Raw genomic sequence first — 24,278 nt, forward strand, 5'->3', positions numbered from 1 at the left:
ACGTACTCACTTGCCGCGTGCGGTCATGCGCGCCTTGCGGGCGGCCAGCTTCTCGTCGAACTTCGAGGCCTCGCTGTCAAGACCGCTCATGTACAGACCGATCTCCTCCTGCGCCTTGAGACCCTCCGGGCCGAGCCCGTCGATTTCGAGGACCTTCAGGAAGCGCAGCACGGGCTGGATGACGTCGTCGTGGTGGATCCGCATGTTGTAGATCTCGCCGATCGCCATCTGCGCGGCCGCCCGCTCGAAGCCCGGCATCCCGTGTCCCGGCATCCGGAAGTCGACGACGACGTCACGCACGGACTGCATCGTCAGATCGGGGGCGAGCTCGAAGGCCGCGCCCAGCAGGTTCCGGTAGAAGACCATGTGCAGGTTCTCGTCGGTCGCGATCCGCGCGAGCATCCGGTCGCAGACCGGGTCGCCCGACTGGTGGCCGGTGTTGCGGTGCGAGACGCGGGTCGCCAGCTCCTGGAACGCGACGTACGCGACGGAGTGCAGCATCGAGTGGCGGTTGTCGGACTCGAAGCCCTCCGCCATGTGCGCCATCCGGAACTGCTCAAGCTTGTCCGGGTCGACGGCACGCGAGGTGAGCAGGTAGTCGCGCATCACGATGCCGTGACGGCCCTCCTCGGCGGTCCACCGGTGCACCCAGGTGCCCCAGGCGCCGTCACGGCCGAAGAGGGAGGCGATCTCGTGGTGGTAACTGGGCAGGTTGTCCTCGGTCAGCAGGTTGACGACGAGGGCGATCTTGCCGATGTCGGTGACCTTGGACTGCTCGGCCTCCCACGCCTGGCCGTCCTCGAAGATGCCGGGGAAGTTGCGCCCGTCGGAGAACGGGACGTACTCGTGCGGCATCCAGTCCTTGGCGACCTTGAGATGGCGGTTGAGTTCCTTCTCCACCACCTCTTCCAGTGCGTACAGCAGCTGGGCGTCTGTCCACGCCTTCGAACTGCCGAGATGGGGAGAGGTGATCGTCACGGGGGCTCCTGGGGACGGGAGAATTACCTACGGCTTCGTAGGTTACGTGACCGTAGGTTAAAGCGCGGGTAAGGCCCCGGCCAAGCCCGGCCCCGGGCGCGTCCGCTTACGCCCCGTTATGTGTGCAGGTCGCGGACGCGTACGGAGAGGCAGGTCACGCAGCCTTCGAGCTTCTCGTACTCGCTGATGTCCACCACAACGGGTTCGAAACCGAGGTCCGAGAACAGTCCGGCGGACTTGGGCGCGCTCGCGGCCATGAGGAGTCTTCCGCCGCCGAGCAGCACCACGTGCGCGCCGGCCTCCTCCGGAACCGGCAGGAATCGGGCGAAGAGCGAGGGCTCGTCGACCAGCGGCGGATGGCCGACGACCGTGCCGTCGGGGAGCGCCGTCACGGCGGACTTGAGGTGCAGCACCTTGCTGATCGGTACGGCCACGACGCGCGCTCCCAGGGGTTCGAAGGCGGCCCTGAGCTGCCGGACCCCCTCCGCGTTCGTCCGGCCGCCCCGTCCGACGTAGACCGTGTCGCCGGTCTTGAGCACGTCGCCGCCGTCCAGGGTGCCCGGTTCGCGGATCCGGTTCACCGAGCAGCCGAGCCGGACCAGCGCCTCCTCGACGGCGGGGGTCTCGCCCCTGCGGGATTCCGCCCCCGACCGGGCGATCAGGGCGACGTTGCGGAACATCACCACCGTGTCCTCGACGAAGACACCGTCGGGGTGCTCGTCGGCGGCGGCCACCTCGACCGTCTCCCAGCCGTGCTCGCGCAGGGCCGACGTGTAGCCGTCCCACTGCCGCAGGGCGAGGGCGTGGTCGACGGGCGTGCGCTCGATGTGGGTGACGAGCCCCTCGGCGAGACGGGGACTCACGCGTCGGACGAGAGCCTTGGTGCTGGGCATGGGCGATGCTCCTCGTGGCCAGGGGGAGTCGGTCAGCACGGACCGCCGAGCAGATCGGTCAGATTCCGGTCGAGGTCCAGGTAGTGGTGCTCGTCACCGACCGGGACCAACTCCTGTGCGCGCTCCAGGAAGCGGCGCAGCTCCGAGGTCCGCACGTGCACCATCGCCACGCCCTCGACGGCATGGAACTCCAGGACCGTCCGCTCGTAGCCGAAGGGCCGCACCCGTACATCGCCGACCCCGGCGGGAGCGTCCATGCCCGTCGTCAGCAGTTCGCGCGAGAACTCCCAGGACACCTCCGTCCCTTCCAGCGTCGCCGGGCCGGGGAAGGCCATGCGCACGGCGAACGGGTCCTTGCGGTCGTACTGCAGGGTGGCGGGCAGGGTTTCCATCCGCGGAGCGGATGCCACCATGCGGGCCTGTACGGACTGCTCGATAACGCTGGACACGACCTGCTCCCTCTCGCGCGCGGTAAACGGTTCCCGGCATTGGAGTAGACGACGGAATTCCTCGTTTCGTGCACTGGGGTGCGGCGTGAGCTGCGTCACCGCACACGTCGCCGCACACGTCTCGGACACATGTGCCCAGTTCGGCGCGGTGCACGCTGGACGGTCCGCCGCCCGTGGGTTAGCTTCCAGCGCCATGAAGGTCATGGGAAAGACGAGACGACTGATAGCAACGGGGCTGTGTGGGGCGGCAGTTACCGCCGCTCTGGCCGCACCGAACGCACACGCCGCACCGGAAGCGCCGGCACCGGTCGGCCAGGGGGCGGCGGCGCACGCGAGCTGGTCCCTCACCGACACCGGCACGACGGCACGCTTCCGAGGACTCGCCGCCGTCAGCCGCACATCCGCCTGGGTGGCCGGATCCGGGGGAACCGTCCTGCGCACGTCCGACGGTGGCGGGCACTGGCGCGATGTGTCGCCCCCGGCGGCGGCCGGGCTGGAGTTCCGTGACGTGGAGGCGTTCGACGGCCGGCGCGCCGTGGCGCTCGCCATCGGGGAGGGCGAGGCGTCCAGGGTCTTCCGTACGGACGACGGCGGAGCGAGCTGGACGGAGTCCTTCCGTAACACCGACGCGCGCGCCTTCTACGACTGCATGACCTTCTTCGACCACCGGCACGGCCTCGCGATGAGCGATCCGGTGGACGGGAAGTTCCGCATCCTGTCGACCGACGACGGCGGCCGCAGCTGGAAGGTGCTGCCCGCGGCCGGGATGCCGGCCGCTCAGCCCGGCGAGGCGGGCTTCGCCGCGAGCGGCCAGTGCCTGGTCAGCTCGGGGCCCAAGGACGTCTGGCTCGCCACCGGCGGCGCGGCCACCGCACGGATCCTGCACTCCGGGGACCGAGGTCTGACCTGGACCGCGAGCGAATCGACGATCCCGGCGGGCGACCCCGCGCGTGGCGTCTTCGGCGTGGCGTTCCGCGACAGGTCGCACGGCATCGCGGTCGGTGGCGACTACCGCGCCGGCCTGCAGTCGCCGCGGAACTCCGCGGTCACCGCCGACGGAGGCCGCGGCTGGCGGCAGTCCACCACGGCGCCCCCCGCCTACCGCTCGGGCGTCGCCTGGCTTCCGCACAGCCGGTCCGGCGCACTGGCGGTCGGGCCCACGGGCACGGACCTCACGTGGGACGGCGGCCGGACCTGGCGCACGGTCGACACCGGCTCGTACGACACGGTCGACTGCACGGCCGACCTCGGCTGCTGGGCGTCGGGGGAGAAGGGCCGGGTGGCCTTCCTCAGCGTCTCCCGTGGCTGAGAGCCCTCGCTCCCGGGCTGTTCACTGCCGGTACGGCGCCAGGTCGGGTGACGTTTTCGTTGCGATGAACTCCGTGATCCGGTAGGCGCACACGCCTTCGGCTGCGAAGGGGTCGGCCGCCGCGATCTTCTCGATCCGCGCGCGGTCGTCCCCAACAGCCAGGATCACACCGCCGTCCCGGGGATTCTTGCGGCCCGAAGCGAGGAAGACCCCGGCGGCGTACTGCGCGTCCAGCCAGGCGATGTGCTCCTCCATCAGCGCGTCGGCGCGCTCGACGGGGGCGGTGTAGGTCAGCTCGAGTACGAACATGATCGCCAGGCTACCTAAGCTGGACCCCACTATGACTACCTTCCACATGCCTGCCGACGAGGCCGAAGCCCGGGCCATCCAGGACTCCCTGCGCGCCCGGGTGGTGCTCGACGAACCGGGGCCCCCGCCCGGCACCGGTCTGGTGACCGGCGTCGACGTCGCCTACGACGAGAAGAAGGACGTCGTGGTGGCGGCGGCCGTCGTCCTGGACGCCGAGACGCTCGACGTCGTGGAAGAGGCCACCGCCGTCGGCACGGTCACCTTCCCCTACGTCCCCGGCCTCCTCGCCTTCCGTGAGATGCCCACGGTGCTGGAGGCGCTGGAGTCCCTGTCGGTCGACCCCGGACTCGTCATCTGCGACGGCTACGGCCTGGCGCACCCGCGCCGCTTCGGGCTGGCCAGTCATCTGGGTGTACTCACCGGGCTGCCGGTCATCGGCGTCGGGAAGAACCCGTTCACCTTCCACTACGAGGCGCCTGGGCCCCTGCGCGGGGACACCTCGCCGCTCCTCGACGGCGAGGAGGTGGTGGGCCGTGCCGTGCGCACGCAGGAGGGCACCAAGCCGGTGTTCGTCTCCGTCGGTCACCGGATCGGCCTCGACAACGCCTGCGCCCACACCCTCCGGCTGGCCCGTCGCTTCCGGCAGCCGGAGACCACCCGCAGGGCCGACGCGCTCTGCCGCCAGACGCTGCGCGAGGCGACCGCCTGAGCAGGGCCGCCTGAGTATCCGTACGGATGGCGTCGGCCGCCCATGATCGGCAGGCTGGAACGCATGAACACGCATCGCACGAACATCCGATCCGTACCCGTTCAGTATGCCCAGCGCCGTATCGCGGTGGGCATACTCGTCGGGACCGTCATGGGACTCGCGTGGGCCGGTGCGATGCTCTACACCCTGACCTCCTGGATCCTCTGACCCGCCCGGCTCAGCGGACCGCGGCCACCCGGAAGCCCATTCCGGCCGCCGTCAGCCGCTCCAGCAGCGCGTCGCCCATCGCCACCGCCGTGGTGACCTGTCCCGAGGTCGCCGGGAGATCGTCCAGGGCGAGGCAGAGCGCCGACTCGGCCAGCATCTTCGCCGTCTCGTCGTAGCCCGGATCGCCGCCCGACACCTCCGTGAAGACCCGGCGTCCGCCACCCTCCCCGACGAAGCGCACCGTGAACCAGCTGTTCTTCCTGCGCCTCTCGTCGGGCCCCTGGCCCGGCTCGTAACGCCGCATGAGCCAGTCCCTGGCGGCGGGGAGCTGGGCGGCGGCCAGGAGTGCGCCGATGGCCGCGGTGCCGCCGAGCGCCATCGGCAGGCGTTTCACCGAGGCGAAGTGCCGGTAGCGGAAATCGGGGCCGTACCGCTCCAGCGCGCGCGCCGAGCGGGCCACGACCTGCGGGTCCAGGGTCGGCAGCGGGAGCGCCCAGGTGCCGGTCTCGCCGCTGAAGTGCGGGGCCCCCAGCGGGGACCGGGCGCGGCGGCCGACGAGCCGGGGCTCGTGCAGCCGACGCTCCTTCGCGGCCCGCAGCAGGTGCGGGCCGCGGCCCATCGCTGTCAGGGCCGAGGCGAACGTACCGCCGGAGAAGGCGGCGTTGCTCCGGACGAAGCCGTCGACGGTCAACGGCACGCCGGTCGGCAGCTGCTGGACGGTGAAGTACACACCGAGGTCGTGCGGTACGGAGTCGAAGCCGCAGGCGTGCACGATCCGCGCGCCCGTCTCGCGGGCCCGCGCGTCGTGCTCCAGGTACACGCGGTCGACGAATTCCGCCTCGCCGGTCAGGTCGGCGCAGTCGGTGCCGGCCTCCGCGCAGGCGGCCACCAGCTTCTCCCCGTACCAGACGTACGGTCCCACCGTCGTGGCCACCACGTGCGTGGACTCCGCCAGCGCACGCAACGACTCCGCGTCGTCCGCGTCCGCGTGCAGGAGGGGCAGATCCGCACAGCCCGGATCGATGGCCGTGAGTCGCTCGCGCAGCTGTTCCAGCTTGGTCCGGTTCCGGCCGGCCAGTGCCCAGCGGCACGTGTCCGGGGCGTGCGCGGCCAGATATTCGGCCGTCAGCACCCCCACGAAGCCGGTGGCGCCGAATAGGACGACGTCATAGGGGCGTTCTGCCCCGTTCTGCCTGTTCACGAGTGCCTCCGCAGGGGCCGGCGCCGATGTAGCAGGCAGAGGTTAGCGGAGCCCGCCGTGGTGGTGCGCCCCGGGATGCGTCCGCGAGGGAAGATCCGCGGAAGGGACCAACGGTCACGGGTACCCACTAAGCGCTTGCTCGGCCCAAAGGGTTGTGCGGAGCGCCACGCGTTCATAGCATCGTTGATGTTACATCGGTTGTGTCACACCTCTGGGGGCTTGATGGCAACGGCACGGAGCGTTCCGCACGGACCGCTGACCGGGGTGCGCGTGGTCGAACTGGCCGGCATCGGTCCCGGCCCGTTCGCCGCCATGCTCCTGGCCGACCTCGGCGCCGACGTGGTCCGGGTCGACCGGCCGGGTGGTGCGGGGATCGGCATCGATCCCGCCCTCGATCTCACCAACCGCAACAAGCGCTCCGTCCTCGTCGACCTCAAGGCCGCGGACGGACCGGCCCGGGTCCTGGACCTCGTCGAGCGCGCCGACATCCTGATCGAGGGCTACCGGCCCGGAGTGGCCGAGCGTCTCGGCGTGGGCCCCGACGCCTGTCTGGCCCGTAATCCGCAGCTCGTCTACGGGCGGATGACCGGCTGGGGCCAGGACGGCCCGCTCGCCCCGCGCGCCGGCCACGACATCTCGTACATCGCCGTCACCGGCACCCTCTCCATGATCGGGAAGCCCGGCGAACCCCCCACCGTCCCCGCCAACCTGGTCGGTGACTACGCGGGCGGTTCGCTCTACCTCGTCGTCGGCGTCCTCGCGGCGCTCCAGCACGCCCGGACGCCGGGCGGCGCGGGCCAGGTCGTGGACGCCGCGATCGTCGACGGCGCCGCCCATCTCGCCACGATGATCCACGGGATGCTGGGAGCCGGCAGCTGGCAGGACCGGCGGGGCTCGAACCTGCTGGACGGCGGCTGTCCGTTCTACGGCACCTACGAGACGGCGGACGGGCAGTACATGGCGGTGGGACCGCTGGAACAGCGGTTCTACGAGCAGTTCGTCACGCTCCTGGGGATCGCGGACAAGGCACCCGACCGGGCGGATCCCACCCGGTGGGGTGAGCTGCGCACCGTTGTCGCCGAGCGGTTCCTGACCCGTACGCGCGCGGAGTGGACCGAGGTCTTCGAAGGCACGGACGCCTGCGTCGCCCCCGTCCTCTCGCTCCGCGAGGCCCCGCACCATCCCCACCTCGCCGCCCGCTCCACCTTCGTCGAACACGGCGGACTCACCCAGCCCGCGCCCGCACCCCGCTTCTCCGCCACACCGGTCTCCGTCCGCAGCGGTCCCGCCCTTCCGGGCGCCGACACCGACGACGTGGCCCGCGACTGGGACGTACCGGCCATCCGCACCAGCTCCACCGACGACAACCGGCTCTAGGGGGCCCTCAGTGCAGCGGCAGATCTTCACCGAAGAACACGACGCGTTCCGCGAGACGGTCCGCAGCTTCCTCACGAAGGAGGTCCTCCCGCACTACGAGCAGTGGGAGAAGGACGGCATCGTCTCGCGCGAGGCCTGGCTCGCGGCCGGACGGCAGGGGCTCCTCGGTTTCGCCGCTCCCGAGGAGTACGGCGGAGGCGGCACAACAGACTTCCGCTACAGCGCGGTCCTCGCCGAGGAATTCACCCGCGCGGGCGCCCCCGGACTCGCGCTCGGTCTGCACAACGACATCATCGGCCCCTACCTCACCGGGCTGGCCGACGAGGAGCAGAAGCGGCGCTGGCTGCCCGGGTTCTGCAGCGGCGAGATCATCACCGCGATCGCGATGACCGAGCCCGGCGCGGGCTCCGACCTCCAGGGCATCCGCACGACCGCCCAGGACAAGGGCGACCACTGGCTGCTCAACGGCTCGAAGACGTTCATCTCCAACGGCATCCTCGCCGACCTCGTGATCGTCGTCGCCAGGACCACGCCCGAGGGCGGCGCGAAGGGGCTCTCCCTGATCGTCGTCGAGCGCGGCGCCGAGGGATTCGAACGGGGCCGCAACCTCGACAAGATCGGCCAGAAGTCCCAGGACACCGCCGAACTGTTCTTCAACGACGTCCGGGTCCCCAAGGAGAACCTCCTCGGTGAGCGGGACGGCGCCTTCGTCCACCTCATGACCAACCTGGCCCAGGAGCGCATGGGTATCGCGGTCGCCGCGATCGCCGGCGCCGAACACCTCCTGGAGATCACCACCACCTACGTCAAGGAGCGTGAGGCGTTCGGCCGGCCGCTCTCCAAGCTCCAGCACATCCGGTTCGAGATCGCCGAGATGGCCACCGAATGCGCCGTCACCCGGACCTTCATCGACCGGTGCGTCGTGGACCACTCGGAGGGCGTGCTCGACGCCGTACACGCCTCGATGGCCAAGTGGTGGGCCACCGAACTGCAGAAGCGCGTCGCCGACCGCTGTCTGCAACTCCACGGCGGCTACGGCTACATGTCCGAGTTCCCGGTGGCCAGGGCCTTCACCGACGGCCGCATCCAGACCATCTACGGCGGCACGACCGAGATCATGAAAGAGATCATCGGCCGCTCGATCCTCGCCTGACCCTGCTGCGCAACAACCCTCGAAAGGCTGCTGTCTTGAGTACCGAAGCGTTCGTCTACGACGCGATCCGCACCCCGCGGGGCCGCGGCAAGGCCAATGGCGCCCTGCACGGCACCAAGCCGATCGACCTGGTCGTCGGCCTCATCCACGAGATCCGCGACAGGTTCCCGAACCTGGACCCGGCGGCCATCGACGACATCGTCCTCGGTGTGGTCAGCCCGCTCGGTGACCAGGGCTCCGACATCGCCCGGATCGCCGCCATCGCGGCCGGACTCCCCGACTCGGTCGCGGGTGTCCAGGAGAACCGCTTCTGCGCCTCGGGCCTCGAAGCGGTCAACCTGGCGGCGGCCAAGGTGCGTTCCGGCTGGGAGGACCTCGTCCTGGCGGGCGGCGTCGAGTCGATGTCCCGCGTACCGATGGGCTCCGACGGCGGAGCCTGGGCCATGGACCCGATGACCAACTACGAGACCGGCTTCGCCCCGCAGGGGATCGGCGCCGACCTCATCGCCACGATCGAGGGCTTCACCCGCCGCGACGTCGACGAGTACGCGGCCCTCTCCCAGGAGCGCGCCGCGGAGGCGTGGAAGGACGGCCGCTTCGCCCGTTCCCTCGTCCCCGTCAAGGACCGCAACGGCCTCGTCGTCCTGGACCACGACGAGCACATGCGGCCCGGCACCACCGCCGACTCGCTGGCCTCGCTCAAGCCGTCCTTCGCCACGATCGGCGAGATGGGCGGGTTCGACGCGGTCGCGCTCCAGAAGTACCACTGGGTCGAGAAGATCGACCACGTCCACCACGCCGGCAACTCCTCCGGCATCGTCGACGGAGCCGCCCTCGTCGCCATCGGTTCTAAGGAGGTCGGGGAGCGCTACGGCCTCACCCCGCGCGCCCGGATCGTCTCCGCCGCAGTCTCCGGCTCGGAGCCGACGATCATGCTGACCGGGCCCGCGCCCGCCACCCGCAAGGCACTCGCCAAGGCCGGGCTGACCATCGACGACATCGACCTCGTCGAGATCAACGAAGCCTTCGCCGGCGTCGTCCTGCGCTTCGTCAAGGACATGGGTCTCTCCCTGGACAAGGTCAACGTCAACGGCGGCGCCATCGCGCTCGGCCACCCGCTCGGCGCCACCGGCGCGATGATCCTCGGCACGCTCGTCGACGAGCTGGAGCGGCGCGACAAGCGGTACGGCCTCATCACCCTCTGCGTCGGCGGCGGCATGGGCATCGCCACCGTCATCGAGCGTCTCTGACCGTCCCCGGCCACCCCTGCTTACGGAGAAGACAAGCCAATGACCGAGAGCACGACCATCCGCTGGGAACAGGACGAGACCGGCGTCGTCACCCTGGTCCTCGACGACCCCGACCAGTCCGCCAACACGATGAACCAGGCGTTCAAGGACTCCATCGCAGCCGTCGCCGACCGCGCGGAGGCCGAGAAGGACTCGATCCGGGGCATCATCTACGCCTCCGCGAAGAAGACCTTCTTCGCGGGCGGCGACCTCAAGGACATGATCAAGGTCGGTCCCGAGAACGCCCAGCGGGCGTTCGACACCGGCACGGCCATCAAGCGCTCCCTGCGCCGCATCGAGACCCTCGGCAAGCCCGTCGTCGCCGCCATCAACGGAGCGGCCCTCGGCGGCGGTTACGAGATCGCGCTCGCCAGCCACCACCGGATCGCCCTCGACACCCCGGGCTCCCGCATCGGGCTGCCCGAGGTGACGCTCGGCCTGCTGCCCGCGGGCGGCGGAGTCACCCGCACCGTACGGCTGATGGGCATCTCCGACGCGCTGCTCAAGGTCCTGCTCCAGGGCACCCAGTACACCCCGCGGCGAGCGCTGGAGAACGGCCTGGTCCACGAGGTCGCGGCCAGCACGGAGGAGATGCTCGCCAAGGCGCGCGCGTTCATCGACGCGCACCCCGAGTCGCAGCAGCCGTGGGACGTCAAGGGGTACAAGATCCCCGGCGGCACCCCGTCCAACCCGAGGTTCGCCGCCAATCTTCCGGCCTTCCCGTCCAACCTCAAGAAGCAGCTCGCGGGTGCGCCCATGCCCGCGCCGCGCAACATCCTCGCCGCAGCCGTCGAGGGCGCTCAGGTCGACTTCGAGACCGCGCTGACGATCGAGGCCCGCTACTTCACCGAGCTGGTCACCGGCCAGGTCGCGAAGAACATGATCCAGGCGTTCTTCTTCGACCTCCAGGCCGTCAACTCCGGTGCCAGCCGCCCCAAGGGCATCGAGGAGCGCCCCGTCCGCAAGGTCGCCGTGCTCGGTGCCGGGATGATGGGCGCGGGCATCGCGTACTCCTGCGCGCGCGCCGGCATCGACGTCGTCCTCAAGGACGTCAGCACCGAGGCGGCCGCCAAGGGCAAGGCGTACAGCGAGAAGCTGCTCGCCAAGGCGCTCTCCCGGGGCCGTACGACCGAGGCGCAGCGTGACGAGCTGCTGGCCCGGATCACCCCCACCGGCGACCCGGCCGACCTGGCCGGCTGCGACGCCGTGATCGAGGCCGTCTTCGAGGACACCTCGCTGAAGCACAAGGTGTTCCAGGAGATCCAGGACATCATCGAGCCCGACGCGCTGCTCTGCTCCAACACCTCCACGCTGCCCATCACCGTCCTCGCCGAAGGCGTGACGCGGCCGGTGGACTTCATCGGGCTGCACTTCTTCTCGCCGGTCGACAAGATGCCCCTCGTCGAGATCATCAAGGGCGAGCGGACCGGCGACGAGGCCCTGGCCCGCGCGTTCGACCTGGTCCGGCGGATCAGGAAGACGCCGATCGTGGTCAACGACTCGCGCGGCTTCTTCACCTCACGCGTCATCGGCCAGTTCATCAACGAGGGTGTCGCCATGATCGGCGAGGGCGCCGACCCGGCATCCGTCGAGCAGGCCGCCGCGCAGGCCGGCTACCCGGCCAAGGTGCTCTCCCTCATGGACGAGCTGACCCTCACCCTGCCCCGAAAGATCCGCAACGAGACGAAGCGGGCCGTCGAGGAGGCGGGCGGCACCTGGGCCGGGCACCCCTCGGACGCCGTGATCGACCGGATGGTCGACGAGTTCGAGCGCCCGGGACGCAGCGGCGGCGCGGGCTTCTACGAGTACGACGAGACCGGCAGGCGGACCCGCCTCTGGCCGGGCCTGCGTGAGCACTTCGCCAAGCCCGGCGTCGACATCCCCTTCTCCGACATGAAGGAGCGGATGCTCTTCTCCGAGGCACTGGACAGCGTCCGCTGCCTGGAGGAGGAGGTCCTCATCACGGTCGCCGACGCCAACATCGGCTCCATCATGGGGATCGGCTTCCCTGCCTGGACCGGGGGAGTGCTCCAGTACATCAACGGGTACGAGGGCGGCCTGCCCGGCTTCGTGGCGCGCGCCCGGGAACTCGCCGGGAAGTACGGCGACCGCTTCCTGCCGCCTGCGCTCCTGGTGGAGAAGGCCGAGAAGGGCGAGACCTTCCACGACTGACCCGCTCCGGGTCACCCGCTCCCCGCGGGCCGCGTCCCTCGGTGCTACTGCGCCGTGAACGCGGCCCGCAGCTCTTCCCGCAACGAACGGCGGAACGCGGTCACGAGGGCCTGCACCACCATGGGCTGCATGTGGGCCGACAGCGACTTCATCGCCGCGACATGCTCAGGATCCGACTCCCGCTCCCGGTAGGGACCCCACACCTCGTCCCGGAACAGCCGTGTCAGCTCCTGCGCCGCCGAACGGGTGTGCTCCAGCAGCACGGTGCGCGCGGCGAGAATCGTCTCGTGCGGGATCGGTACGTCCAGGAGTTCCACACCGAGGCGGAGCAGCCCCGGATCGACGCGGAAACACTCCTCGTCCCCACCGTCCCCGGGCCGCTCCAGCACGGCCATCGCCGTCAGCAGGTCGAAGTCCGGCTCCGTCAGTGCCCGGCCCGCGCGCCGCTCCAGCTCGGCCCGTGTCATGTCCTCGGCCGTGTCCGGAGCCCAGGACGCCACCAGCGCCCGGTGGATCGCCAGGTCCCGCGCGCTCAGGTCGGGTGGCAGCTGCTCCAGATACCGTTCGATGGCGGCCAAAGTCATGCCCTGGTGCTGGAGCTCCTCGATGAGGGCCAGCCGTGCGAGGTGGTCGCGCCCGTAACGGCCGACCCTGCGCGGTCCGATGACCGGGGGCGGCAGGAGCCCACGGGTGCTGTAGAAGCGTACGGTGCGGACCGTGACCCCGGCGCGTGCCGCAAGCTCGTCGACGGTGAGCGTCGGCTCCTCGGTCCCGGTCGCCATGTCTGCTCCTCGCTGCTCACGCTCGTACTGCCGGGTAACGCAGCCCTGCGCACCCCAGGTTCAACAGTATTGCTGTCTCACCACTGTTGTGAAAGTGCGTGACGGCATCCGGCGGCCTCCGGGCGACGACGCGGAGCCGACTGTCAGTGGCTGCGCCTACGGTGTGGGCATGTCGGAGATCGGTTACGTGCGGGGCGATGCCACCGCGCCGCAGGGCAGAGGCGTGAAGCTGATCGCACACGTCTGCAACGACCTCGGAGGCTGGGGCAAGGGCTTCGTCCTCGCCCTCTCCCACCGCTGGCCGGAGCCCGAGGCGGCGTACCGCCGCTGGCACCGGGAGCGCGCGGCCAACGACTTCGGCCTGGGGGCGGCCCAGTTCGTCCAGGCCACGCCGTACGTCTGGGTGGCGAACATGGTGGGTCAGCGGGGGATGCGCACCGGCAGCAAGGGCGTCCCGGTGCGGTACGAGGCGATCGACGCGGCCCTGGGGAAGGTGGCCGACCGGGCTGTCGAGCTGGGCGCGACGGTCCACATGCCGCGCATCGGCTGCGGGCTGGCGGGCGGCAAGTGGTCCAGGATCGAGCCGCTGATCGAGGAGCGTCTGGTGAAGCGGGGGATATCCGTCACCGTGTACGACCACGACTGACCGAAACGGCTGTCCAGATGTCTCCATATCCATCTGTCGACCTGGCTATCGTGGAGGGCACCGGGGCGGATCGGGGGAGGGGCCCATGGCGCGACGGAGTACGAACGAGGAGTTGCTGGCCCGCGCGCTCACGGAGACGCCGCCGTCCGACGCCCTGAGCGAGCAGATACTCGACGCGGCCCGCGAACAGTTCATGACCCACGGCGTCAGGCGTACGACCGTCGACCGGATCGCCGGGCGCGCCAGGGTATCCCGGCTCACCGTGCACCGCCGGATCGGCGGCACGGACGATCTGCTGGCCGCCTGCCTGCTGCGCGAGTACCGCCGCTTCGTCGTGGACATGGACGAGGTGGTCACCGCCCTGCCGGGCCGGGAGGAGCGGCTCGTGGAGGGCTTCGTCGTCATCCTCCGGTACATCCGCGAACACCCGCTCGTCAGCGGTCTGTTGCGGATCGAGCCGGAGGTCGTGCTGCCACTCCTCACCGCGCAGGACGCCCCCGTCCTGCTCGCCCTGCGCGGCTATCTGACGGACCGGCTGAGCCTCGGCGAGTGCGCGCGGGCACGGCCCGAGGCGGATCCGGCACCCGCGGCCGAGCTGGCGGTCCGCATCATCGTGTCCCTCCTCCTCAACCCGGCAGGCACTTTCGCCGTCGATGACGACGAGCGGCTCCGACGGCTCGCACGCCGCTGCCTGGTGCCCCTGCTGGCCCCCTGACGGAAGGGACACCACCCCCGCGCACACCCGCCGACCGTGATCGCATACTGGAGTATGGACAGCACATCGGCCGAGGTCACGGACGAGCACGGGGCACCCGCACCGCCTCCACCCGGGGGTGTGCTGTGGAGCCTCACCGGTGACATCCGCTCGCTGCTGATGCTGCCCGCCGCCCTCACCCTCCAGGTCGCCCACCCGGCGGTGGGCGCGGGCGTCGACGAACACTCCGTCTTCCGCACGGACCCGTGGGGGCGCGGCGAGCGCTCTCTGCGATCGCTCCAGCTCTGGGTCTACGGAGGCGAGGCGGCGGCCGAGGAGGGGCGCCGGCTCCGCACCCTGCACCGGACCATCCGGGGCACCGACACCCGGGGCCGCCCCTACCACGCGCTGACACCGGCGAACTACGCCTGGGTGCACGCCACCGGCTTCCCCGTGTACCGCCACGCGGCGCGCTATCTGGTCCGCCCGATGACCGGGGCGCAGGAGCGGGCGCTCTACGGCGAATGGCTCCGGGTGGGCCGGGTTCTCGGCATCCACGACCGGGACATGCCGCAGACGGTCGAGGAGTTCTGGCCGTACTACCGCAGGATGCTCGCCGAGGAGGTGGAGGCGACCGCCGTCGTCCGTGAGCTGGTGACCGCCGACGCGGCCGTCCCTCCGCCGGACCGTGGCCCTCTGCCCGTTCGCCTGCTGCTCCGAGCCCTGTGGCCCGTACTGCTGCCACCGCTGGCACGGTTCCGCGGCTTCGTCACCGTCGGTCTGATGCCGCCTGACGCGCGAGCGGCGATCGGGCTGGAGTGGACACCGCGGGACGAGCGGAGGCTGCGTCAGTTCTGCGCCGTCGTCCGCACGGTGGTGCCCGCCCTCCCGGAACGGCTGCGTTATCTGCCGCCCGCGCGACGGGCGCGGGCCGCGCACCGGCGGGCCCTGCGCGGCCGGCTCCGGCCGGACCTGTAGCCGGACCGCCTCACCACCTCTCCGCCTCACCGGCACATCGCCGCGTGATCGCCCCCTGTTGCACAGGAGTTGACCGGGGTACCTTCCGCACACGCTGATACGTGCGCGGGCGTCGTCATGCCCGCGCGCCGCATCCCGGGAGGCAGCCGCAGATGACCCCTCGCATCACCCGCGCACTCCGCATCACCCGATCACCGCACGTACCCCGCAGCCGCCGGGCCGGCCTGCGCGGCTTCGCCCTGACACTCGCCGCCGCGGCGCTCGCCGTACCGTTCGCCACCGTCCCGGCCGAGGCGGCGCACTCGGCGCCCCGTACCGGATTCGAGGCGAGCGACGGGGCCCGCTGGACGGGGCAGTCCGAGGAGCAGGAGTTCCTCGCCGCCGTCGACCGCGCGAGCGACCGCGTCGGGATCGAGCGGATCGGCACGACGAAGCAGGGACGTCCCCTCCAACTGGTCCGCATCGGCGCCCACCGTCCGGCGGCCCACACGATGCTCCTGATCTGCAGTCAGCACGGCAACGAGCCGTCCGGCCGGGAGGCATGTCTCTCCACCGTGCGGGACCTCGCCTTCGCGCGGGACCGGGCGACCGGCACCTTCCTGTCGCGTACGAACGTGCTGGTCCTGCCCACCGCCAACCCCGACGGACGGGCGGCGAACACTCGGGGCAACGCCGACGGCGTGGACGTCAACCGTGACCACATCGCGCTGGAGACGGCGGAGGGCCGCGCCATGGCCGGTGTTATCCGTGATCAACGGCCGGACGTCATCTACGACTTGCACGAGTACGGCGCGACCCCGCCGTACTACGACAAGGACCTCTTCGTCCTCTGGCCGCGTAACCTCAACGTCCACGACGGGGTGCACGACGCCTCGCAGACCCTGTCCGACCGGTACGTCAGGCCGGTGGCGGAACACGCGGGCTACAGCAGCGGCGTCTACGGCATCTGGACCGACCCGGTCACCGGGGACCCCGTCAAGCAGACGGCGGGCGACGGGCAGGAGCGCATCCTGCGCAACACCTCCGGCCTCAAGCACGCGGTGGGGCTCCTCATCGAGTCCCGCGTCGACGCGCTCTCCGACGCCGAGAAGGCCGACCACGCGCTCAACCAGCGGCGCCGGGTCGAGTCCCAGCAGGCGGCACTCGACGGTCTGTTCACCTTCGACGCGGAACAACGCGGACGGATCGAGGCGGCGACCACGGCCTCCCGCCTCGCGGGCTTCGCCGACCGGGGCCCGGTCCATCTCGGCGGCGCGGACAACGACCCGGCCGAACCGGAGGAGATCATCCAGGACCCGCCCTGCGGGTACCGGCTCACCGCCGTCCAGTACGCCGAGGTGGCGGACGAGCTGGCCCTCCATGGGGTCACCTCACGGCGCGACGGTGACGGAGCGTACGTATCGCTTCGGCAGTCGGCGCGCAGTCTCGTGCCGCTCCTCCTCGACGAGCGGGCGACATACCACCTCACAAACGGTCAAGCCGATACGGCTTGTTGATCCCGAAAGTTGCCCGTCCTGTGTGGTACTGCCTACGGAGAGCGATTTTCGGACTCCGTGAAAGGTGCCATTTGTGTCGCAGGACGATCAGAGAACGGATGGGCGGGGGGAGCTGCCGGTCACGGCCGACCTCCCCGCCGAACCGCACCACGGCCGGAGTCCCACGACCGACCGGGTGGTCTTCGGAGTCACCGCGGTGTTCACCCTCGCCTTCGTGGTCTGGGGCGCGACGGCCACGGACTCGCTGGAGACCGTGTCCAGCAAGCTGCTCAACGGGCTGATCCACAACGGCGGCTGGGCCTTCATGCTCGCGGCCTCCGGATTCGTCGTCTTCGCCCTCTGGCTCGCGGTCAGCCGGTACGGGAAGATCTCGCTCGGCCAGGAGGGCGAGGAACCCGAGTTCCGGACGATCTCCTGGGTCGCGATGATGTTCAGCGCCGGTATGGGCATCGGCCTGATGTTCTACGGAGTGAGCGAGCCGCTGGCCCACTTCGTCGATCCGCCCCCCGGTACGCACCCGGCCGACGCGGCCGAAGCGATGCAGACGGCGATGGCGACGACCCTCTTCCACTGGACGCTGCACCCCTGGGCGATCTACGCGGTGGTCGGCCTGGCCATCGCGTACAGCACCTACCGGCGGCGCAGGCGGCAGACGATCAGCGCCGTCTTCGAGCCGCTCATCGGCGAGCGGCACGCCCGCGGAGGCTGGGGCCGTGTCATCGACATCCTCGCCATCTTCGCCACGCTCTTCGGCTCCGCCGCCTCGCTGGGACTCGGAACGCTCCAGATCGGCAGCGGATTCAAGGAACTGAACTGGATGGAGAAGACGAGCACGGCCCTGCTCGTCGGGATCATCGCGGTGCTGACCGTCGCCTTCGTCGCCTCGGCGGTGTCCGGCGTCGAGAAGGGCATCCAGTGGTTGTCCAACATCAACATGGTGCTCGCCCTGATCCTCGCCTTCTTCGTCTTCATCGCCGGCCCCACGATCATCGTGCTCGACCTGCTGCCCACCTCGATCGGCGCGTACTTCGGTGACCTCGCCCAGCTCGCCGGGCGCACCGAGGCCACCGGTAAGGGCGAGGTGGCCGACTGGCTCGCGAGCTGGACGGTCTTCTACTGGGCCTGGTGGATCTCCTGGACGCCCTTCGTCGGCATGTTCATCGCCAGGATCAGCCGCGGCCGGACCATCCGTCAGTTCGTCGGCGGCGTCATCCTCGTGCCCAGCACCGTCAGCCTGGTCTGGTTCGCGGTGTTCGGCGGTACGGCGATCAAACTCCAGGAGGCCGGCAGGCTCGGTGACGCCGACACCCCGGAGGCACAGCTCTTCGGCGTGCTCCAGGAGTTCCCGATCCCCACGGTGATGAGCATCCTGGTCATGATCCTCGTCGGCATCTTCTTCGTCTCCGGCGCGGACGCCGCGTCCATCGTGATGGGCACGCTCTCCCAGAAGGGCGTCCTCGAACCAGCCACCTGGGTCGTGGTCTTCTGGGGCGTCGTCACCGGCGCCGTGGCCGCGATCATGCTGCTCATCGGCAACGGCAAGGGCGACGCGCTGGCCGGACTCCAGAACCTCACCATCCTGGTCGCCGCCCCCTTCACGCTCGTCATGATCGGGATGTGCGTCTCCCTCATGCGGGACCTGCGCCAGGACCCGATGATCGTCCGGCAGGAGTTCGGTGTCGAAGCGGTCGAGTCCGCGGTCATCGAGGGCCACGCCAAGTACGACGGCGACTTCGAGATCCGGATCGGCCCCGGCACCAGCCAGATCACCACCGAGCGCATGAGGAAGTCGACCGGCCCCGACACCGGGGGCACGTCCGGCCCCCCGGACAGCCCGGGCCCCGACGCCTGAGGGCCGCCCACCTGAGGCGGCCCGGCGCTCCGGAACGGGGAGAGGCGGCCCGGCACACGACCCGTGCCGGTCGTGGTGGCTCAGCCCACCAGCCGGGCCGCCTCCCGCGCGCAGCCCCAGGCGACCGTCACACCGGCGCCCCCGTGCCCGTAGTTGTGCACGAGCCGCCCGCCGGCCGGCTCCCCGGCCTGGATCCGCACCCCGGCATCGCGGGCCGGCCGCAGCCCCACCCGGTGCCCGATGATCCTGGCCCCGGCGATCTCCGGCCTGATCCGCGCACAGCGCGCCACGATCTCCTCGGCCGTCCGGGCATCCGGTTCCGTGCGAAAGTCGTCCACCTCGGCAGTGCCGCCGAGCACCAGACCGCCGGGCTGCGGGAAGAAGTACGTCGTGGTGCTCGACGAGGGGTCCGCCTCCGTGAACCACTCGTCGATCCCCGGGTTCTCCACCACCGTCAGCTGGCCGCGCACCGGCCGGAGCCCGGCATCCGGAACCAGCTCGCGTGCCCCGAGCCCCGTGCAGTTCACGACGTCCGGAGCCTCGGCCGCCGCCTCCTCGAAGCTCCTCACGGTGTGCAGCTCGACCGTCCCGCCGGCTGCCGCCAGACGCCGCTCCAGCCAGCCCAGATGCACCGGCATGTCCAGGAGCGGAAGCGTCACCCGCAGCCCGTCCGCCACCTCGGCGGCGCCGTCGAGCCGCCGGGCCCACGGCCCCAGCCCGGCGAACCGCTCACCCCGGTGCGTCCCGGCCACCAGCCGCACCCCGGTCTCCCCGGGCTCCGCGGCCAGCTCCTCGTACACCCGCAGGGTCTCCAGCGCCCAGTCCCCGACCTGCGCCGCGGGCTCGATCCGGTACGGCCACCACAGCGCGCCGGCCACCGAGGACGTCGTCGCGGCTGCCGGTTCCCGTGACCAGACCCGCACCCGGCGGCCGGACTCCGCCAGCACCACGGCGGTCGTCAGCCCTATGACCCCGCTCCCCACCACGATCACGTCCGCCATCGCCGTCACCCCTGCCGCTCCCCGCCGGACCGCATTCACAGGGGGACGCTAACGGATCGGCCCCCGAACCGGTCGGCTGCTCCGGCCCCGCCCGGTGCCGTTTAGGATCGAGCCCTGATGACTGCCACTCTCGTCGCCAAGGATCTCGCCGCCGGACACGGCGACCGCACTCTCTTCGCAGGGCTCGACCTCGTCGTCGCGCCCGGCGACGTGATCGGTCTCGTCGGAGTCAACGGCGCCGGTAAATCGTCCCTGCTCCGTCTCCTCGCCGGGCTCGACCGCCCGGAGGAGGGCGAGCTGCGCCTCTCCCCGCCCACCGCCACCGTCGGCCACCTCCCGCAGGAGCCCGAGCGGCGCTCGGAGGAGACCGTGCGGGCCTTCCTCGCCCGCCGCACCGGCGTCGCCGACGCCCAGGAGGCGATGGACACCGCGACGCAGGCCCTCGTGGACGGTGCGCCCGGCGCGGACGACGCGTACTCCGAGACGCTGGAGCGCTGGCTCTCCCTCGGCGGCGCCGACCTGGACGAGAGGGCCGAGGAGGTCGCCGCCGACCTCGGCCTCACCGTCGGGCTCGACCTCCCGATGACGGCGCTCTCCGGCGGCCAGGCCGCCCGCGCCGGGCTCGCCTCGCTCCTGCTGTCGCGGTACGACATCTTCCTGCTGGACGAGCCCACCAACGACCTGGACCTGGACGGCCTGGAACGCCTGGAGCGGTATGTGGCCGGCCTGCGGACGGGGACGGTCGTCATCAGCCACGACCGCGAGTTCCTGATGCGTACGGTCACCAAGGTCCTGGAGCTGGACCTGGCCCAGCAGGAGATCAACCTCTACGGCGGTGGCTACGCCTCCTACCTGGAGGAGCGCGACCGTGCCCGCCGGCACGCCCGCGAGGAGTTCGACGAGTACGCCGACAAGCGCTCCGCCCTGGAGGGCCGCGCGCAGACGCAGCGCTCCTGGATGGACAAGGGCGTCAAGAACGCCCGCCGCAAGGCCACCGACAACGACAAGATCGGCCGCAAGTTCCGCAGCGAGTCGAGCGAGAAGCAGGCCGCCAAGGCCCGGCAGACGCAGCGCATGATCGAGCGGCTCGACGTCGTCGAGGAGCCCCGCAAGGAGTGGGAACTGCGGATGGAGATCGCCTCCGCACCCCGCTCGGGCTCGGTCGTCGCCTCCCTCCGCGACGCCGAGGTCCTCCTGGGTGACTTCAAGTTCGGACCGGCGACGCTGCAGATCGACTGGGCGGACCGGGTCGCCATCACCGGCGCCAACGGAGCGGGCAAGTCCACCCTGCTCGCCGCCCTGCTCGGCAGGCTGCCGCTCGACTCGGGCCACGCCACGCTCGGCTCGGGAGTGGTGGTCGGAGAGGTCGACCAGGCCCGCAAGCTGTTCCACGGCTCGGAGAGCCTGCTCGACGCGTTCTGCGCGGCCGTGCCCGACACCGAACCGGCCGAAGTCCGGACCCTGCTCGCCAAGTTCGGCCTCCGCGCCGACCACGTGACACGTCCCGCGACGACGCTCTCCCCGGGTGAGCGCACCCGCGCCGCGCTCGCGCTCCTCCAGGGCCGGGGCGTCAATCTCCTGGTCCTTGACGAGCCGACCAACCACCTGGACCTGCCGGCGATCGAGCAGCTGGAGTCGGCACTCGACTCGTACACGGGGACGCTGCTCCTGGTCACGCACGACCGGCGGATGCTCGAAGCCGTCCGCACGACCCGGCGCGTCGAGGTCGCCGACGGCAAGGTCGCCGAGAAGGCCTGACGGCGAGGGACCCGCCCTTCCCGGAACTGCCGGGAGGAGCGGGTCCTTCGTTCGCCGTCATGCGCCCCTGAGGGGGCCGCCTCAGTCGACGTAGGTGATGTCGGACGAGGAGTAGATGCAGTTCGTGCCATCCGCTCCCGAGCCGATCTCGCTCGGCTCGCCGCTGGTCGTGCCCCTGTACTTGGTGCAGATCTTCATGTCACGGTCGCCGTCCTCGTAGATCGTGACGCCCGAGATCCGTGCCGTGTCACCGTAGTTGGTGTTGATGCCGACCAGGCTGGTGCCGGGGGCCGTCGCCCAGATGTTCTGGAGCTGGATGTGCCGGGCGTTCTGCGTGGAGCAGTTGCCGCAGGAGCGGACCAGCTTGCCGAAGTCGTCGACCTGGAAGTTCTTGACGATCAGCGTGCCGACGCCGTTGTGCTGGAAGACCTTGTCCTCCGCCAGCTTCGCGCCGCCGCCGTCGATGGTGCGGACCGTCGAGGAGGAGCCGCCGCGGAAGGTCGCCGCGTCCTCGCCCACGTCCTCCCACCAGACGTTCTTGAGGGTGCAGGTGCCCGCGCAGTGCACACCGTCCGCGGCCGGCGCGCCGAGGATGACGTTCTGCAGAGTGGCGCCGTCCGCCAGCTTGATCATCGGAGGCTGGTCCTCGTCCTGGCCGCCGCTGCCCAGGTCACCGCTGCCGTACAGGCGCTTCAGGCCACCGTCGTAGGTGCCCGAGACCTCGATGGTCGCGGAGACTGCCTGGCTGCCGTTGGCCGTCGGCCATGACGGCCGGGAGCCCGGGTCGGTGGGCGGGTCGGTCGGGGGGTCGGTCGGCGGGTCCGTCGGCGGGTCCGTGGGGGTCGTCCCCGACGCGGTGAACGTCCAGTTCTTGCTGGTCACCGAGTCGCAGGAGTTCTGCTGGACGAGAGCGCCGTTGGCCGTCGAACTGTCCTTGACGTTCAGGCACTTGCCGCCGTTGCTGTTGACCACCCGGTAGGTGCTGCCGCTGACTGCCGTCAGCGTCCAGACCTGGGTCGCCGCGCTGCCGCAGCTCTGCTGTTCCACCGCCTTGCCGGCGCTGGTGGAGGCGTCCTTCACCCCGGCGCACTGGGAGCTGTGCGCGGCGGCCAGCTTGTAGCCGCTTCCGGAGGCGGTCAGCTTCCAGGTCTGGTTGGCGGCCGCGTTGCAGGTGTTCTGGGCGAGCTGCACTCCGGCGGAGGTGCTCGATCCGGGGACGCTCAGACACAGTCCGCTGGCAGCGTTCTTCAGTGTGTACGAGCCGGTCGCCGGGGCGGCCGTCGCCGAGCCGGTCGAGACCAGCGCGGTGAAGCCTGCGGCGATCACGGAGACGGTGGCGACGAGTGAGGCGGCTGCACGGCCGCCACGTCTCCTGACGTGTTGGTTCTTGGTGCGCACTAGATGTTCCTTTCACCGCCTGCGGCATCATCCGCAGGCACCTGTTGGGGGGTGTGGTGCGGTGGTGAAGGCTGTTCCCGATCCCGGAACCAAATCTGTACATGAACCGAGTTCGTGTATATGAACTGCGGTGACGGTACGTCACCCACTCCGCCCGGTCAAGGAGTTGGGGCGGCCGATCAGTCGGCGGGGAGCGCCGGCGCTGCTGTCGAGTCCCGGACGACCAGGGAGGTCGCCAGGGTGGTCTGTGCCGTCGCCAGGCCGTTGCCCGCCGTCTCCACGGCCTGGATGAGCAGATCGACCGCCGTGCGGCCCGCCGCGGCGGTGGGCATGGCGACCGTCGTCAGTCGTGGGCGGTTCAGCCGGCCGGCCACGGTGTCGTCCACGCCGATCACGCTGATGTCCCCCGGCACCCGCACGTTCCGGTCGGCGAGCCCTTCGATGAGCCCGATGGCGACCAGATCGTTGTAGGCGATCACCCCGGTGGCGCCCGTGGCCAGGACGGCGGGTGTCGCCGCGATCCCCCCGTGCTCCGTCGGCCGGTTGGGGCCGAGCACATCCAGTACGACCCCCTCGTCCGCAGCCGCCCTGCCTGCGGCCCTGCGCATCTGCGCGCTGGTCCACGAGCCGCGGGGGCCGCCGACCAGGGCCAGACGCTCGTGTCCCAGCCCGGCCAGGTGCTCCACCGCGAGCGCCGCGCCGTGCGCCACGTCCATCAGTACGGCGGACAGGCCTGCCACGGACCGGTTGACCAGGACGAACGGCAGTTCGCCGCCCAGTCGGGCGATGACGTCGTTGGCCAGCCGGGGACTGACAAGGACCACTCCGTCCACCTGGCGGGCCAAGGTCTGGATCAGCTCCTCCTCGACAGCCACGTCCTCGTCGGTGTCGGCCACGAAGACCTGGTAGCCACGGACCCTGGCGTACGCCTGGGCGGCCTTGATGAGCGGCGGGTAGAAGGGGTTGGCGATGTCGGAGACGATCAGTCCCAGATTCCGGGTGCGCCCCGTGGTCAGGGCGCGTGCGGCCTCGTTGGGCCGGTAGCCCAGCTCCGCCGCGATGGCGAGCACCCGGTCCCGGGTTTCCCGCTTGACCAGGTGGGAGGCCGAGAAGGCCCGGGAGACGGTCGAGACGTGCACCCCGGCGGCCTGGGCGACGTCACGGATGGTCATGGCCACGGTTGTTTTCCCCTTGCCGCCCTGCGCCGCCGCTCGGTCCGTCTCCCACCGTGTGCCGGTCGGCGCTTCTCCCCAGGCTTCTCAGCCTAGTCAGCGTGGTCCGGCTCGTGCGGATCAGGGGGCGGCTCCCCAGTTCTGCAAGCGGTTGCACATGTTGTGGGCGTCAGAGAGTCGGGTCGGCCTTGCCGGCTTCCGCACCTGACTTTGTGGGTGAGCGTGTCGTGCCGGGCATGAGTAGTCCTCTCCGCGGGGAACGGCGCGTCCGGGCAGGGGGGTTGGTGCGACGGGGGATCCTGCTCCTGCGACGCGGTGCGTATGCGGTGTGCGGTCTGGGTGATCGTCGGTTCGGGCACTCGGAATGCAACCGGTTGCATTCCATCTCGGGAATCAGGGTGGCGACGGGTACTGGACATGTCAATGCTTCGGGCAACACCTGTTCCACGTGACGT

Annotated in this window: 22 protein-coding genes; 13 read left to right on the forward strand and 9 right to left on the reverse strand. The window is 70.7% G+C overall.

Going from position 1 to position 24,278, the window contains the following annotated elements:
• Positions 1 to 6 precede the first annotated feature (6 nt).
• The 3 genes from AB0C82_RS10900 to AB0C82_RS10910 all read right to left on the reverse strand — a co-directional run bounded on the left by AB0C82_RS10900 (position 7) and on the right by AB0C82_RS10910 (position 2,320).
• Positions 7 to 978 carry an acyl-ACP desaturase gene (locus AB0C82_RS10900; RefSeq protein ID WP_362838881.1) on the reverse strand — a complete coding sequence of 324 codons (972 nt, stop codon included), beginning with the start codon at positions 976 to 978 and terminating at the stop codon, positions 7 to 9.
• A gap of 116 nt (positions 979 to 1,094) precedes the next feature.
• Positions 1,095 to 1,871: a dimethylargininase gene (gene ddaH, locus AB0C82_RS10905; protein ID WP_362838883.1), complete on the reverse strand. Its 777-nt coding sequence runs from the start codon at positions 1,869 to 1,871 to the stop codon at positions 1,095 to 1,097.
• Positions 1,872 to 1,903: 32 nt separating this feature from the next.
• On the reverse strand, positions 1,904 to 2,320 hold the full coding sequence (locus AB0C82_RS10910; RefSeq protein WP_362838884.1) for an SsgA family sporulation/cell division regulator: 417 nt from the start codon (positions 2,318 to 2,320) through the stop codon (positions 1,904 to 1,906).
• A 193-nt stretch (positions 2,321 to 2,513) separates the two neighbouring features.
• Between AB0C82_RS10910 and AB0C82_RS10915 the strand changes: the two genes are divergently transcribed.
• A complete protein-coding gene (locus AB0C82_RS10915) occupies positions 2,514 to 3,629 on the forward strand; it encodes an oxidoreductase (RefSeq protein WP_362838887.1) in 1,116 nt (371 codons plus the stop codon).
• 21 nt (positions 3,630 to 3,650) lie between these two features.
• Here the strand turns inward: AB0C82_RS10915 and AB0C82_RS10920 are convergent, their stop codons facing one another.
• Entirely contained in the window at positions 3,651 to 3,938 is a 288-nt protein-coding gene (locus tag AB0C82_RS10920; RefSeq protein WP_362838889.1) for a YciI family protein, read from the reverse strand.
• A 31-nt stretch (positions 3,939 to 3,969) separates the two neighbouring features.
• On the opposite strand from AB0C82_RS10920, the gene AB0C82_RS10925 reads away from it, so the two are divergent.
• Together AB0C82_RS10925 and AB0C82_RS10930 are read left to right on the forward strand one after the other, a co-directional pair.
• A complete protein-coding gene (locus AB0C82_RS10925; RefSeq protein ID WP_362838892.1) occupies positions 3,970 to 4,647 on the forward strand; it encodes an endonuclease V in 678 nt (225 codons plus the stop codon).
• 63 nt (positions 4,648 to 4,710) lie between these two features.
• Positions 4,711 to 4,854, forward strand: coding sequence for a hypothetical protein (locus tag AB0C82_RS10930; RefSeq protein ID WP_362838894.1), 144 nt, complete (start codon positions 4,711 to 4,713; stop codon positions 4,852 to 4,854).
• Between the two features lie 10 nt (positions 4,855 to 4,864).
• Here AB0C82_RS10930 and AB0C82_RS10935 read toward each other — a convergent pair whose 3' ends face one another.
• Positions 4,865 to 6,055, reverse strand: coding sequence for a saccharopine dehydrogenase NADP-binding domain-containing protein (locus AB0C82_RS10935; protein ID WP_362838897.1), 1,191 nt, complete (start codon positions 6,053 to 6,055; stop codon positions 4,865 to 4,867).
• Positions 6,056 to 6,277: 222 nt separating this feature from the next.
• Here AB0C82_RS10935 and AB0C82_RS10940 point away from each other — a divergent pair, with 222 nt between their 5' ends.
• Genes AB0C82_RS10940 through AB0C82_RS10955 form a run of 4 tightly spaced genes read left to right on the forward strand, consistent with a single transcriptional unit; the run spans position 6,278 to position 12,046 of the window.
• A complete protein-coding gene (locus AB0C82_RS10940; protein WP_362838899.1) occupies positions 6,278 to 7,432 on the forward strand; it encodes a CaiB/BaiF CoA-transferase family protein in 1,155 nt (384 codons plus the stop codon).
• A gap of 10 nt (positions 7,433 to 7,442) precedes the next feature.
• Positions 7,443 to 8,585: an acyl-CoA dehydrogenase family protein gene (locus AB0C82_RS10945; RefSeq protein ID WP_362838901.1), complete on the forward strand. Its 1,143-nt coding sequence runs from the start codon at positions 7,443 to 7,445 to the stop codon at positions 8,583 to 8,585.
• A gap of 35 nt (positions 8,586 to 8,620) precedes the next feature.
• A complete protein-coding gene (locus tag AB0C82_RS10950) occupies positions 8,621 to 9,835 on the forward strand; it encodes an acetyl-CoA C-acetyltransferase (protein WP_362838903.1) in 1,215 nt (404 codons plus the stop codon).
• Positions 9,836 to 9,874: 39 nt separating this feature from the next.
• Entirely contained in the window at positions 9,875 to 12,046 is a 2,172-nt protein-coding gene (locus tag AB0C82_RS10955; protein ID WP_362838906.1) for a 3-hydroxyacyl-CoA dehydrogenase NAD-binding domain-containing protein, read from the forward strand.
• Positions 12,047 to 12,090: 44 nt separating this feature from the next.
• Here AB0C82_RS10955 and AB0C82_RS10960 read toward each other — a convergent pair whose 3' ends face one another.
• Positions 12,091 to 12,828: a MerR family transcriptional regulator gene (locus AB0C82_RS10960; protein WP_362838909.1), complete on the reverse strand. Its 738-nt coding sequence runs from the start codon at positions 12,826 to 12,828 to the stop codon at positions 12,091 to 12,093.
• Positions 12,829 to 12,997: 169 nt separating this feature from the next.
• Between AB0C82_RS10960 and AB0C82_RS10965 the strand changes: the two genes are divergently transcribed.
• From AB0C82_RS10965 to AB0C82_RS10985, 5 genes are all read left to right on the forward strand, one after another.
• The gene (locus tag AB0C82_RS10965) at positions 12,998 to 13,474 is read left to right on the forward strand and encodes a macro domain-containing protein (RefSeq protein ID WP_362838912.1); all 477 of its coding nucleotides are present in this window, start codon (positions 12,998 to 13,000) and stop codon (positions 13,472 to 13,474) included.
• A gap of 85 nt (positions 13,475 to 13,559) precedes the next feature.
• Positions 13,560 to 14,189: a TetR/AcrR family transcriptional regulator gene (locus AB0C82_RS10970; protein ID WP_362838915.1), complete on the forward strand. Its 630-nt coding sequence runs from the start codon at positions 13,560 to 13,562 to the stop codon at positions 14,187 to 14,189.
• Between the two features lie 54 nt (positions 14,190 to 14,243).
• Positions 14,244 to 15,146 (forward strand): oxygenase MpaB family protein, encoded by a 903-nt coding sequence (locus tag AB0C82_RS10975; RefSeq protein WP_362838918.1) that lies wholly within the window; start codon positions 14,244 to 14,246, stop codon positions 15,144 to 15,146.
• Between the two features lie 152 nt (positions 15,147 to 15,298).
• Positions 15,299 to 16,642 (forward strand): M14 family metallocarboxypeptidase, encoded by a 1,344-nt coding sequence (locus AB0C82_RS10980; protein ID WP_362838920.1) that lies wholly within the window; start codon positions 15,299 to 15,301, stop codon positions 16,640 to 16,642.
• Positions 16,643 to 16,715: 73 nt separating this feature from the next.
• Positions 16,716 to 18,494 carry a BCCT family transporter gene (locus AB0C82_RS10985; protein ID WP_362838923.1) on the forward strand — a complete coding sequence of 593 codons (1,779 nt, stop codon included), beginning with the start codon at positions 16,716 to 16,718 and terminating at the stop codon, positions 18,492 to 18,494.
• An 80-nt stretch (positions 18,495 to 18,574) separates the two neighbouring features.
• Here the strand turns inward: AB0C82_RS10985 and AB0C82_RS10990 are convergent, their stop codons facing one another.
• Positions 18,575 to 19,504: an FAD-dependent oxidoreductase gene (locus tag AB0C82_RS10990; RefSeq protein ID WP_362839826.1), complete on the reverse strand. Its 930-nt coding sequence runs from the start codon at positions 19,502 to 19,504 to the stop codon at positions 18,575 to 18,577.
• A 108-nt stretch (positions 19,505 to 19,612) separates the two neighbouring features.
• Here AB0C82_RS10990 and AB0C82_RS10995 point away from each other — a divergent pair, with 108 nt between their 5' ends.
• Positions 19,613 to 21,253: an ABC-F family ATP-binding cassette domain-containing protein gene (locus AB0C82_RS10995; protein ID WP_362838926.1), complete on the forward strand. Its 1,641-nt coding sequence runs from the start codon at positions 19,613 to 19,615 to the stop codon at positions 21,251 to 21,253.
• Positions 21,254 to 21,334: 81 nt separating this feature from the next.
• Here the strand turns inward: AB0C82_RS10995 and AB0C82_RS11000 are convergent, their stop codons facing one another.
• Both AB0C82_RS11000 and AB0C82_RS11005 read right to left on the reverse strand, forming a co-directional pair.
• Positions 21,335 to 22,651, reverse strand: a complete 1,317-nt coding sequence (locus tag AB0C82_RS11000; RefSeq protein ID WP_362838929.1) for a pectate lyase — start codon at positions 22,649 to 22,651, stop codon at positions 21,335 to 21,337.
• A gap of 179 nt (positions 22,652 to 22,830) precedes the next feature.
• Positions 22,831 to 23,823 carry a LacI family DNA-binding transcriptional regulator gene (locus AB0C82_RS11005; protein ID WP_362838931.1) on the reverse strand — a complete coding sequence of 331 codons (993 nt, stop codon included), beginning with the start codon at positions 23,821 to 23,823 and terminating at the stop codon, positions 22,831 to 22,833.
• Between the last annotated feature and the right edge of the window lie 455 nt (positions 23,824 to 24,278).

This window comes from Streptomyces sp. NPDC048560 (assembly GCF_040650955.1).
Lineage (GTDB): Bacteria > Actinomycetota > Actinomycetes > Streptomycetales > Streptomycetaceae > Streptomyces.